The following is a 12,511-nucleotide window of genomic DNA, read 5'->3' on the forward strand; positions in this document are numbered from 1 at the left end:
TCCATTAATGCAGTGTAATGATGATGGAAATCGACTTGACTCGACAACTGATATATTAGTATTTCAATATCTGACAAGTCAATCTTGTCCAAACAATTTTTTAATTGGGAGATTCCATAATGTTGAAAAAGTCTTTGATGGCCCTGTCGATTGGGGCTCTCGTGTTGGCGATGGCGCCGGATGGTGCCGCTGCCAAAACCCTTAAGGTCCAGGCGAGCTCCAAGGCCGGTGACTGGGCGCACCGCTTCATGACTGACGATTGGGCGCCGAAGCTGGAAGCCATGACCGGTGGTAAGATTAAAATCGACGTGCTGCCGACAAAGGCAGTCGTCCCGCACCGTGAAACGATCGATGCGGTTGCCAATGGTATCCTTGATGGCGACCTGAACGCTGTTTCCTATTTCTCCGGTCGCGACCCGGTGTTTGCTATGATCGGCGATCTGATCGCCGGTTACGATACCGTCGACCAGGTTCGGACCTTCTGCCAGTATGGTGGCGGCAAGGAAATTCTTCAAAAAGCGTATGACAAATACGAAAAGGGAAAAGTCCATGTCGTCGGCTGCGGTCCATACGCCAAGGAAGCATTCGTTTCGACGATTCCGATCAAAAGTGTTGCCGATTTCAAAGGGGTGAAGGTCCGTTCGCCGGAAGGTCTTGCCGCTGAAGTGTTCAAGCGCGCGGGCGCAGCACCGGTGTCGCTCCCGTTCTCGGAAGTTTATTCCGCGCTTGAGAAGAAAGTCATCGACGCCGCTGATGCTTCGGCACACGTCAACAACAACGCGCAGGGTTTGTACAAAGTTGCCAAGTTCCCGATCTACCCGGGTATCCACTCCATGGCCGTTCTGCAGTTCATCGTGAACAAGAAGGTCTGGGACAAGCTGGGCAAGGAAGGCCAGACGGCCCTCGAAGTCTGGTACCAGGCCGCTTACGACGCCATGCGCCGTGAAGCAGATCTTCAGGACCAGGCAATCGCTGCCAAGCAACGCGCCGGTAGCGATATCACGGTTATCGACTGGTCAACCGAAGAGCGCGCCAAGTTCCGCGAAATTGCGGTTGGTGCCTGGCACGATTTCGCCGCTAAGTCACCGTTGGCGAAAGAAGCACTGGACGCTCATCTGAAATACATGAAGTCCGTAGGCTTGCTGAAATAAGTAAAAAGACCATTGGTGCCGCCACGCCGTTCCGGCGTGGCGGCCCTTAATATATAAAAAAAATCGGTTAGCGATTTCGTTTCAGGGAGAGGGCGATGTCTGGAATTACGGAGCGTCTCGTCGGCGCACCGATCGGGGCCAATTTTAACCAGTCTGTCGATCACGTCAGCCGGTTCTTGGGGCTCTCGGTCAGTTTTCTGTATCTGCTGGCGGCTGCATGTACGCTTTGGGAAGTTATCGCCCGCTATATATTCAATTCTCCGACACAGTGGGTTTTCGAAGTCGTCATGGTACTCTGCGCTTGTTCGTGGATGCTGTCAGCCGGCTTCGTCACATTGCAGAAGCGGCATATCGGGATCACCGTCCTTTACCTTATGGCGCCCAAGCGCGTCCGTTGGTGGCTCGATTTTTTTGCGATGGCCGTCGGCGTTATCGCCCTCTACATGCTGGTATCCGATACGCTGGTCAGAGCGCTGGAAAGCATCGATCTGACTGAGCGAGGCGGAACCGCCTGGAACTCGCCATTGCCGATGGTTCTGAAAACCGTGCTTGTGAGCGGTTTGTTTCTTTACCTCGTTCAGTTGCTGGTCAATTTACGCAGGCACTTTCAATCCAAACCCCTGCAGGTCACGGTTTACGCCGTATTAGCCCTGATTTGCCTGCGTCTGCTGGTTCAGGTTTTCGCGCATTACGGCGATGTCAGCAGCATGTGGGTCGGCCTGGAGGATAACCTGGCCGAACGCAGCGGCGAAATCATCGATCAGTTCCGTGTTGACCGCGAAGAGGTCGGCATCGGCATGATTTCGCTGCTGATCGTCGCCGCGCTGCTGGTACTGATGATGACGGGCATGCCGCTCGGTATCGTCACGCTGATCATCTCCGTTACCTGTGCTTTGGCGTTCTATGGATTGCAGGGCATGTATCTTGTGTCCACGAACGCCATGGACCTGTTGGAAAAGTATCCCTTGGTCGCGGTGCCGTTCTTCGTGCTCATGGCGTCGATACTGGAGCGTGCCGGTATCGCCCAGGATCTGTTCGATGCGATGTCGATCTTCGCCGGCGGTCTGCGCGGCGGTGTTGCCGTGCAGACGACCGTTGTTGCCGTGATCCTGGCGGCGATGTCCGGGGTCATGGGCGGCGAGATCGTCATGCTGGGTCTCGTCGCGCTGCCGCAGATGCTGCGGCTCGGTTATGATCGCAAATTGACGATCGGTCTGATCTGTGCGGCGGGGGCGCTGGCGACCCTGATTCCGCCTTCGATCGTTATGATCGTTTATGGTCTGAGCGCCAACGTCGGTATCGGCGATCTGTTCTCGGCCGGTTTCATTCCGGGGCTGATGCTGGCGACGTTCTATGTGTCGTTCGTTCTGGCACGATGCAATCTCAATCCTACATTGGCGCCGACGGCGGCTGAGATCGCCCTGAAGACAGGCGAGGAAGCCAAGCTCGGACGCCATCAGGTGATCGCCGTTGCGTTGTGCATCCTTCTGATTTTCTGCGTCATGGGATCGATCTACGGCGGCATTACCAGTGTTACCGAAGCCGCCGCCGTCGGTGTCTTCGGCGCGATTTTGGTTGCCGCTGTGCGCTTCAAATTCAACTATAACCTGCTGCGCGATTGCCTTGCCAACACCATGGCCGTGGTCGGGACTATCATCTGGCTGATCCTGGGCGCGGTCGCATTCGTCGGGCTGTATAACCTGATCGGCGGTGCCGACTTCATGCGTAGCCTGATCAAGGGGGCCGGTCTGGGTCCGCTTGGCACGATCTTCGTGATGATGGCCATCCTGGTTGTGCTGGGCACGTTCATGGAATGGATCGCGATTATTTTCATTACCGTCCCGGTGTTTGCGCCGGTGGTCCGCGATCTGGCGCCGGAACTGGGTATGCAGCCGGAATGGGCGGCGGTGTGGTTCGGTATTCTGTTCGTCATGAATATCCAGATATACTTCCTGTCACCACCGTTCGGCCCGGCTTGTTTCTGGCTGAAATCCGTGGCCCCAAGGGATGTGAGCCTGCAGGAAATCTTCGTCAGTGTGTTGCCGTTCATCGTCTTGCAGATCATCGGCATGTTGCTGGTCATGTTCTTCCCGCAGATCGCCCTTTGGATGCCGCAGGCGCTGAATTGATGACGACGTCAAAAATGTTGTTTCAGGAGTACTGATATGTCGATGCCCGGAGACCTGCATGACGACCTTGAAGAGGACGAAACGATCGACAGCAATCACTATGGGGTGTTGACCGGTATTGCCGGAATTCTCATAGGCGCCGGTCTGATCGTGTTCATGTTCATGCTGGCGGACGGTTTTTCGTAAGAAACGACGATGAGTAAAAATAAGAAAAAATACGAAGACCTGCGTTCGGCACGCTGGTATGCACCGGATGACCTGCGCTCATTCGGCCACCGTTCACGCACACTGCAGATGGGTTACGATCCCAGCGACTGGGTCGGCAAGCCGACCATCGCCATTATCAATACCTGGTCGGATATCAATCCGTGCCACGCGCATTTCAAGCAGCGCGTCGACGATGTGAAGCGCGGCATCCTGCAGGCCGGGGGCTTCCCGATCGAATTGCCGGCGCTGTCGCTGTCTGAAAATTACGTCAAGCCGACGACCATGCTGTACAGGAACCTGCTGGCGATGGAAGTCGAGGAGCTTCTGCGCTGCCATCCGGTGGACGGTGCCGTGCTGATGGGCGGCTGCGACAAAACGACGCCGGGCCTTGTTATGGGTGCGCTCAGTGCCGGTCTGCCGATGCTGTTTTTACCTGCGGGGCCGATGCTGCGCGGCAACTACAAGGGCCAGCCGCTCGGCAGTGGTTCGGACGGATGGAAATACTGGGACGAACGCCGCGCCGGCAATCTTTCGGCGGAAGAGTGGGGCGAAGTCGAGGCGGGTATCGCGCGTTCCTACGGTCATTGCATGACGATGGGGACGGCGTCGACGATGACCGCCATCGCCGAAGCGATGGGACTGACCCTGCCCGGCGCCAGTTCGATCCCCGCCGCTGATGCCAACCACATTCGCATGTCTGCCGCCTGTGGCCGCCGCGCCGTCGAAATGGTCTGGGAGGACCTGACGCCCGACAAGATCATCGACCGCGCCGCCATGGACAATGCCGTCACCGTCGCCATGTCGATGGGTTGTTCGACCAATGCCGTCGTGCACCTGATCGCCATGGCCAGGCGCGCCGGTGTCGATTTGACCCTCGATGACCTTGATGCGACGTCGCGTCATGTGCCGGTGATTGCGAACGTGCGGCCAAGCGGGTCCACTTATCTGATGGAAGATTTCTATTATGCGGGCGGGCTGCGCGGGCTGATGACGCGTTTGACCGACAAACTCAACCTTGATGCCATGACCGTTGTGGGGCGGACGCTGGGCGAAACGCTGGAAGGTGCCGAAGTCTATAACGATGACGTCATCCGGCCGATCGACAATCCGATCTATGCGCATGGATCGCTGGCGTTGCTCAGGGGCAACCTGGCGCCGAACGGCTGCGTCATCAAGCCGAGCGCGTGCGATCCCCGTTTCGATCATCACCAGGGCCCGGCGCTGGTATTCGACAGCTATCCGGAAATGAAGGCCGCTGTCGATGACGAGAATCTCGACGTCACTGCCGATCATGTGCTGGTGCTCAGGGGCGCCGGACCGCAAGGCGGGCCGGGGATGCCGGAATGGGGCATGCTGCCGATCCCCAAGAAGCTCTTGAAGGAAGGGGTGCGCGACATGCTCAGGATGTCGGATGCCCGCATGAGCGGCACCAGCTACGGTGCCTGTATCCTGCATGTCTCGCCGGAAAGTCACATTGGCGGGCCGCTGGCGCTTTTGAAAACCGGCGATATCGTCAAGATCGATATCCCGAACCGGACCATCGACATGCTGGTCAGCGATGCGGAGCTGGAAACGCGCCGTGCCGCGTGGACGCAGCCGAAACCGAAGTTCGAACGCGGCTACGGCTGGATGTTCGCGCAGCATATCAAGCAGGCTGACGAGGGCTGCGATTTCGACTACCTGGAAACATCCTTCGGCGGCCCGACGCCAGAGCCGGACATATTTTAATCAGAAATTGGAGATTCACATGAGCACGACCGAGCTCACCGCGGAAACGCGCGACAAATTCCAAAAAGTATCGACGGCGACGATCAGCACGGCCCTGTTCAAGGTCGGCCTCAAGAACCAGTTTCTGCAGGATGTCCATCCGGTCAGCCCGAAAGGGGCGAATATGGTCGGCCAAGCCTATACGTTGCGCTACATTCCCGCGCGCGAGGATCTGAATCCGATCAGCGTGTTCCAGAACCCGTCACATCCGCAGCGGGTTGCCGTCGAGCAATGCCCGCCCGGCCACGTCATGGTTATCGACAGCCGCAAGGATCCGCGCGCCGCGTCGGCGGGATCGATCCTGGTGACGCGCATGATGAAGCGCGGCGTTGCCGGCGTCATCACCGACGGCGGTTTCCGGGATTCGCCGGAAATAAGCAAGCTGGACATCCCCTGTTACCACAACCGGCCTTCCGCGCCGACCAACCTGACGATCCATCAGGCAATCGAGCTTAACGGCCCGATCGGATGCGGTGACGTCGCCGTGTTTCCGGGCGATGTCATCGTCGGCGATGACGAAGGGGTGGTGGTAATCCCGCTCTACATTGCCGACGAGATCGCCTACGAGGCGACCGAGATGACGGCGTTTGAGGATTTCGTGACTGAGCGGGTCAACGAAGGGCATGGCGTTATCGGCCTGTATCCGGCGACCAAGGACGAGACCAGGGAAGATTTTGCCCAATGGCGCAAAAAGAACGGCCGTTAAGACCAGACAAGCAGGGGAGAGAATCATGAGCGACATTACCGAAGACGATCTGAAAATTCTGACGCAATGGGATACCCCGACGATTTGCAATGCGCTTGAGGAAATCATGCCCGAGCGACGCGGCCACGGGTACACAACAGAGCAGCTCGTGCCGCTCGATGCCGACCTGCCGCCGATGTGCGGCTATGCCCGGACTGCGATGATCCGTGCAGCCGGGCCGTCATCGGATACCATCGAGCAAGCGGCTGCAAAGCGGCTGCCGTATTACGAATACGTTTCCAATGCGCCGGGACCGACAATCGTCATCATTCAGGACATCGACCCCCATCCCGGCCACGGTGCCTTTTGGGGTGAAGTGCATACACACGTGCACAAGGGACTGGGCGCTGTCGGCGCAGTCACCAACGGCTCGATCCGCGATATTCCCGACAGCGTGCGCGGCTTCAACCTGTTGGGCGGCAAAATCGGGCCGAGCCATGCTTACGTGCATGTCGTCGATTTCGATTGTCAGGTTACGGTTTATGGTCTGACGGTCGCGACCAACGACATTGTTCACGCCGACCGGCATGGCGCAGTGATGATCCCGCGGCAAGCCGTGAATAAGATCCCCGACGTCGTCGCCCTGCAACAGCGCAAGGAAGCAAAAATTCTCGATGCGGCGAAAAGCCCGGATTTCAATTTCGAGAAACTCAAGGCCGCGATCGGGGCTTCCAAGGAAGTGCACTAACCCCGTTTGGCGGATTGTCGCCTCAGGCCTGCGCTGCCGGCAGCCTGAGGATGAATGTGGATCCGCTGCCGGGCGCCGATTGAACGCCAATGCTGCCGCCGAAGCTTTCGACGATATTGCGGCATTCCGCAAGACCAAGGCCATAGCCGGGAATGCTACCCATGTCGCGGGCACGTTCGAACTGCCCGAAAATTCTGTTCTGATCGTCGGTGGAAATGCCAACGCCGTTGTCTTTGACCGACAATGACACCCAGCCGGTATCTTCGGCCGATGTTATGTGGATTTCGAGCGGCCGCTCAGTAGCGCAATACTTGATCGCATTATCCACAAGGTTCTGGAAAACCCGCGTTATCTGAAACGGTATCGCCATGACGCCATGTTCGACGGCGATGTTCACCTTGGCGCCTGCGGCATCGATCTTGTGTTGCAGCGACTTTAGGGCGTCTTCTATGCAGGCTTGCGTGTTGACGGCTTGCGCCGGACGTTCTTCATGCCCGTCACGAGACTGCTCGAGAAGATCATGGATAAAGCGGCTCATCCGCAAAGCCGCTTCGTGTGCCGATGCAACGAACTGGATTTTGCGGTTTTCTTCCGAAGCCGGCAGGTGGTTGATGGCTTCTAGATAGCCGACAATGGCATTGAGCGGCGTGTTCAGGTCATGCGCCACGGCCCCGGAAAAACGTTCCAGTTTGTCGTTCGCGGCGCGGAGCTGGAACTCGGCGACGCTATAGGATGTCCAGACAAAGCCGTGGGTCCAGCCAATCGATACGGCGATGCCGAAAAAGACATAGGCGATCTCGAACGACGGGACCTGCATGTTCACCGGTACCGGAAGTTCGACAAAAAGCCGCAACACGGCGCGAACGATGCTGATGGCGGCAAACGCGCCGAAGACGAACCCGAGAATTCGGCAACCGGGTTTCAGAGCGGTTTCGGGTTCGCGGAATAGGGTGCGCGCAGTGATGGTGCAGACGATTGCGTAAGCCGTGGAATGCAGCACGGCAATGCCGGAAAAATTCCCGCTGACAAAAAGAAAATAGACATCGCCGGCAGCGCAGCAGAAAACCGTCACGCCCTCTATCACGTAAAGCGGCGTTAAGCCCTGAAGGCGCCGCATGGCGCGGGCAGCCGCCAGAAAGGCGATGATGAAGCACTGAATGCCGATGAATGCGAAGTAATGGTTGGCGGATGAAGTCCCGACACCCGTCAATACGGCGCCCAGACTGCTGATCGCCATGGCCGACGCCATCTCAAGCAGACCGGGTGCGCTCACCCGCAACCGCCAGAAAGTCATCAGCACCGCAGCCATGACGACTTGAACGACGCAAAGCGACAAAAGGACGGGGGCTATGTAAAACATGGCCGGATACTATCCGAGACACCGGGGGCATGAAACCGGATAGTGAGGCCTCAGACACATACCTGGTATTGACGTTTTTTGTCTGTATTCGTGCGCCGGCTCTGGCACTATCGAAGCCGGATAAGGAGGCCGCCATGGGCAAGGTGCTGAGCGACAAACAGATCAAACAATTCCAAACCGACGGTTTTCTGTCGCCGGTCCGGTTTCTCGACGAGGCAGAGGCCCTTGGGTATCTGGCGCGTCTTCAGACATTCGAACAGACGCATCCGGAACATGCCGGGAAACTCGATTTCAAGGCGAATCTGCTGCTTGACTGGATCGACGGTCTTGCGCGCCGAAACCATGTTCTCGACATCATCGAAGACCTGCTCGGCCCGGACATCTTGAACTGGAACGCGACATTTCGTTTCAAGAACCCGGACGGCAAGGCACATGCGGCCTGGCATCAGGACAGCATGTACATCAGGCTGAAACCGTTCCTGATTATCGCCTGGCTGGCGGTGTCGGCGGCGAGTGCGAAGCACGGCTGCCTCAAGGTCATCCCCGGATCGCACAAGTGGCCGTTGCTGAAGCATGCCGAAGGCGATAACGGCGACAGCATTCTTTCCCGCGCGCAGTACATCACCGACGATTTCGATGCTTCGGGCGCGGTCGAGGCGGAACTCAAGCCGGGGGAGGCTTGTCTGTTCGATCACCGCATCATTCATGCCTCCGGTCCCAATACGTCGGGTGAACGGCGGGTCGGCTTGCTGCTCGACTACCTGCCGACGCGGGCCGAAAAGGAAGGGCCCCGCGACAGTGCCATGCTGGTCCGGGGACATGATGGATTCGGCCATTTCGAACTGGAAACGCAGCCGGTGGGTGAAGCAACACCGGAAAACATCGAACAGCAGCGCCAGGCGCTGGAAATGATTACCGCGACCATGTACGAGGGCTCGGCCTTCACCCCGAAGGGGCTGGTTGAACCGTAAGACCTAAAATAGCCGCCCAGTGTGTTGTCATTTTTTGCAGGTTTATTTACCTTAAAATTTCGTGGTTCTGCCCAATCGACCGAGCGGGCGGATTAAAAGGGAATACGGTGAGGCGTACCCATCAGGGACCGAATCCGTGACTGCCCTCGCAACTGTAAGCGCGAGCCACTTCCATCATGCCACTGGGCGAAAGCCTGGGAAGGCGGAAGATCGGTTATGAAGCGTGAGTCAGGAGACCTGCCCGAATGTCGATCCAACCTGATGCCAACGGATTGTTGGCGTCTCTGATGCACGATGGGTGCAAAGAAAGGTATATACTATGCATATGGAACCTGGCGTCGTTGACGGCGCTAAACTGATTCTCAGCTATGCCACGGCTGCGGGCTCATTGGGCTTGGTCGCCAAATTGGGTTATGAAACCATCAAAAACGATGGCGGTGTGACATCATTGGTTGCACGGTCCACCGCTGCAACGGCTTTGGTCTTCAGCTTCTTTGAAATCCTGCCGCATTACCCGGTCGGTGTTTCCGAAGTTCACCTGATTCTCGGCTCTACGCTGTTTCTGATTCTCGGTGCCGGTCCGGCTGCTTTTGGACTGGCCGCCGGATTGTTGATACAGGGAGTGTTTTTCGCCCCCTTCGATCTTCCGCAATACGGGATGAATATCACCACATTGCTGGTGCCGCTCTATGCCATGAGCTTCCTGGCTGGGAAAATTATTCCCAAGAAAACGGCCTACAAGGATATCAAGTACAGTCAAGCCTTGGCACTATCCACGGCATATCAGGCAGGGATCGTCAGCTGGGTCGCATTTTGGGCGCTTTACGGTCACGGCTTCGGCGCGGAAAATCTTACCAATGTTCTGTCATTCGGCTCCGCATACATGCTGGTGATCATTGTTGAGCCTCTTGTCGATCTGGGCGTGCTCGCAATTGCAAAGACCATGTACGGCTTTAAAGACAGCGCGTTTACGCATCGCCGTTTGTATGAGGCGGAAGCCGCTTGATTTGAACGGAATCCGCAATTGATAACAGGGCGGTAGAAATTTGCCGCCTTGTTCTTGCGCCTGACATGTAGGAGTAGGGAAATGAGAAAAATTATTGTCGCCGTTATATGCGGTGTTTTCCTGCTGGCGCAGCAAGCATCCGCCGACGGCATGAACCGTGACGGCATTATGGTCGAACAGGCTTGGGCGCGGGCAACGGCGGGCCCCGCCAAAGCCGGCGCCGCCTATATGACGCTGATTAATATGGGCAAAGAGGCGGATCGTCTCGTCGATGTTCAATCAGAGCTTGCGGCGCGGACCGAAATCCATACCCACCTGATGGAATCGGGCATCATGAGAATGCGCCGGGTGGACGGCGTCGAGATTGCCCCCGGCACCACGGAAATCCTGCAGCCGGGCGGCCTGCACATCATGTTCATGGGCTTGAAAGCACCGTTCAAGGAAGGTCAGGAACTGCCGCTGACACTTGTTTTCGAGAAGGCGGGCCGGATCGATATAACGTTCGAGGTGCAGGGGGTCGGCACCAAGTCCATGCCACAGGGGCACAACATGCACAAGCACGGCAGTTGACGGATTCGGGTGCCGGGCAGCGGCCGGTCAGTCTTGCCCGGTGGCCAATTCCAGGGCCTCGAATCGGCTGCGGTCGGGGCGCGGCCTGAAGGCATTCAACGCCGTCGCGCCGTCCTTGGTGACGCCGCAAATCAACCAGATGAAATCCACCTCGTAGGTCATCGCAAGGTCGGTTGCCGACGGTTCCGCCGGGTGGTCGGGGTGCGAATGATAATGGCCGATGATTTCGCTGCCGTCGGCCTGGGCTTCCAGCGCGCGCATCAGATCGAAACGGAGCTTGGGGTCGACCTCGAAGCCCGTTTTCGGATCTTGGGCCGTGACGTTTTCGCTTTCATGCACGCCGGTGATGCTCACCGTGCCGTCGTTGTGGCGGATGCCGGAGAGCAGTCCACACGCTTCATGCGGATAGCCCCGTTCCGCGTGCACGCGGATGCGCGCGGCGAGGCCGTCGCTGAGGCGAACGGTCATCTGGGATCGACACGCCCGAGGATGCGTCCGTCCTGGGTGTCGATGGCGATCACGCCGTTGCAGACACTGGCCGGGCCAAGCAGAAGATAAGCGCGGCGCCCGTCCGGGCGAACGTCTTCGATGTAACACTCATCGGCCAAGCCCAGGTTCAATGCGCCGAAGGCATCGGGTGCCGCGGATATGGCGGCGGCGGGGGTATCCGGGCGTGACCCGAACAGTTTCCATCCGGGATCGACGGACTTCTTGTACAGGCCGAATCCGATCAGCCCGACCGCAAGCACGATCAGGGCCCCCATGCCGATAACAATCGCCTTTAATGCCTTCATCGTATCCACATATCCTTATCCACTGGTCTTCATCGTCGCCGGGGCTATTCTTGTCAAGAGATTGGGCATCGGTGCCACGATAGGGCATAAAGGCGGTTATGAGCGAGGCACGCGAAATCACCCTGACCGTCGACGCCGCCGATGCCGGCGCGCGTCTGGATAAATGGCTGGCCGACAATGCCGGTAATCTGTCCAGAACGCGGGTACAGGCGCTGATCAATGCGGGTCATTTGCGTGGCCCGGGGGGTGCCGCCGGGGATATTTCGCGTAAGGTCAGGGCCGGCGAGAGCTATACCCTGACCGTCCCGCCGCCGATACCGGCCCGCCCGGGTGCAGAGGATATCCCGCTCGAGGTGCTGTATGAGGATGAACATTTGATCGTGCTGGTAAAACCGACCGGGCTGGTCGTGCATCCGGCACCCGGCCATTCAGGCGGGACACTGGTAAACGCACTTTTGCATCATTGCCGCGGCTCGCTGTCCGGGATCGGCGGGGTAACGCGCCCGGGGATTGTACACCGGCTCGACAAGGATACATCCGGTGTCATGGTGTGCGCCAAGAGCGACATCGCACATCGCGGTCTGGTCGAGCAGTTTCAGGTGCACAGTATCAAGCGCGCCTATATGGCGGTTGTCTGGGGGATGCCGAACTCGCGTGCAGGACGCATCGAAAACCGCATCGGCCGCGATCCCAAAAACCGGAAACGCATGGCGGTTGTCGCTTCCGGCGGCAAACTGGCGGTCACGGATTACCGGGTAATCAGGCCGATTGGTGCTGTCGCGGCATTAATGGATTGCCATTTATTCACAGGACGGACTCACCAAATTCGTGTTCAAATGTCATCAATGGGTCATCCGCTGGTGGGCGATCCTTTGTATCATACAAGGGGAAGCAGCCGAAAAGATCGGGAAATTGTGATCCAGGGCCAGCCCGGCGCGTACAAACATCAGGCGTTGCACGCGTACAAACTCGGTTTCGAGCATCCGGTTACACACAAGGAGCTTGATTTCGAGATTGAACTATCAAATGAGATTAATGAGTTAATTGATAGTTTAGAAACATTATAATAAGACTATATCCGAGTAAAAAACTCGGGTACAATGAACAAAACGATCGTCACGGA

13 protein-coding genes and 1 riboswitch are annotated in these 12,511 nt (G+C 57.7%); of the genes, 10 read left to right on the top strand and 3 right to left on the bottom strand.

All coding sequences use genetic code 11. The features are described from left to right. Positions 1-119: 119 nt before the first annotated feature. The 6 genes from L2D14_06870 to L2D14_06895 all read left to right on the top strand — a co-directional run bounded on the left by L2D14_06870 (position 120) and on the right by L2D14_06895 (position 6,687). A complete protein-coding gene (locus L2D14_06870) occupies positions 120-1,151 on the top strand; it encodes a TRAP transporter substrate-binding protein (protein WNK01143.1) in 1,032 nt (343 codons plus the stop codon). 95 nt (positions 1,152-1,246) lie between these two features. Further along, the gene (locus L2D14_06875; protein ID WNK01144.1) at positions 1,247-3,280 is read left to right on the top strand and encodes a TRAP transporter large permease subunit; all 2,034 of its coding nucleotides are present in this window, start codon (positions 1,247-1,249) and stop codon (positions 3,278-3,280) included. A 36-nt stretch (positions 3,281-3,316) separates the two neighbouring features. Then, positions 3,317-3,466, top strand: a complete 150-nt coding sequence (locus L2D14_06880) for a hypothetical protein (protein WNK01145.1) — start codon at positions 3,317-3,319, stop codon at positions 3,464-3,466. A gap of 9 nt (positions 3,467-3,475) precedes the next feature. Next, entirely contained in the window at positions 3,476-5,215 is a 1,740-nt protein-coding gene (gene araD, locus L2D14_06885) for an L-arabinonate dehydratase (protein WNK01146.1), read from the top strand. Between the two features lie 19 nt (positions 5,216-5,234). Further along, complete coding sequence (locus L2D14_06890) at positions 5,235-5,960, top strand: ribonuclease activity regulator RraA (protein WNK01147.1); 726 nt, start codon at positions 5,235-5,237, stop codon at positions 5,958-5,960. A 25-nt stretch (positions 5,961-5,985) separates the two neighbouring features. Next, complete coding sequence (locus L2D14_06895; GenBank protein WNK01148.1) at positions 5,986-6,687, top strand: RraA family protein; 702 nt, start codon at positions 5,986-5,988, stop codon at positions 6,685-6,687. A gap of 22 nt (positions 6,688-6,709) precedes the next feature. Here the strand turns inward: L2D14_06895 and L2D14_06900 are convergent, their stop codons facing one another. Continuing rightward, positions 6,710-8,047 carry a HAMP domain-containing sensor histidine kinase gene (locus L2D14_06900; GenBank protein ID WNK01149.1) on the bottom strand — a complete coding sequence of 446 codons (1,338 nt, stop codon included), beginning with the start codon at positions 8,045-8,047 and terminating at the stop codon, positions 6,710-6,712. Between the two features lie 134 nt (positions 8,048-8,181). Between L2D14_06900 and L2D14_06905 the strand changes: the two genes are divergently transcribed. From L2D14_06905 to L2D14_06915, 3 genes are all read left to right on the top strand, one after another. Further along, positions 8,182-9,018: a phytanoyl-CoA dioxygenase family protein gene (locus L2D14_06905; protein ID WNK01150.1), complete on the top strand. Its 837-nt coding sequence runs from the start codon at positions 8,182-8,184 to the stop codon at positions 9,016-9,018. 45 nt (positions 9,019-9,063) lie between these two features. Continuing rightward, a riboswitch (cobalamin riboswitch) is annotated at positions 9,064-9,277 on the top strand. 60 nt (positions 9,278-9,337) lie between these two features. Further along, the gene (locus L2D14_06910; protein ID WNK01151.1) at positions 9,338-10,024 is read left to right on the top strand and encodes an energy-coupling factor ABC transporter permease; all 687 of its coding nucleotides are present in this window, start codon (positions 9,338-9,340) and stop codon (positions 10,022-10,024) included. Between the two features lie 81 nt (positions 10,025-10,105). Next, a complete protein-coding gene (locus L2D14_06915) occupies positions 10,106-10,594 on the top strand; it encodes a copper chaperone PCu(A)C (GenBank protein ID WNK01152.1) in 489 nt (162 codons plus the stop codon). 27 nt (positions 10,595-10,621) lie between these two features. Here L2D14_06915 and L2D14_06920 read toward each other — a convergent pair whose 3' ends face one another. Together L2D14_06920 and L2D14_06925 are read right to left on the bottom strand one after the other, a co-directional pair. Beyond that, a complete protein-coding gene (locus L2D14_06920) occupies positions 10,622-11,062 on the bottom strand; it encodes a M67 family metallopeptidase (protein WNK01153.1) in 441 nt (146 codons plus the stop codon). Beyond that, the gene (locus L2D14_06925) at positions 11,059-11,388 is read right to left on the bottom strand and encodes a hypothetical protein (protein WNK01154.1); all 330 of its coding nucleotides are present in this window, start codon (positions 11,386-11,388) and stop codon (positions 11,059-11,061) included. The genes L2D14_06920 and L2D14_06925 overlap by 4 nt, the downstream gene beginning before the upstream one ends. A gap of 98 nt (positions 11,389-11,486) precedes the next feature. On the opposite strand from L2D14_06925, the gene L2D14_06930 reads away from it, so the two are divergent. Then, on the top strand, positions 11,487-12,455 hold the full coding sequence (locus tag L2D14_06930; protein ID WNK01155.1) for an RluA family pseudouridine synthase: 969 nt from the start codon (positions 11,487-11,489) through the stop codon (positions 12,453-12,455). Positions 12,456-12,511 lie beyond the last annotated feature (56 nt).

The sequence above is a fragment of the Thalassospiraceae bacterium LMO-JJ14 genome (genome assembly GCA_021555105.2).
In the GTDB taxonomy this organism is placed as follows: Bacteria; Pseudomonadota; Alphaproteobacteria; order Rhodospirillales; family Casp-alpha2; genus UBA4479.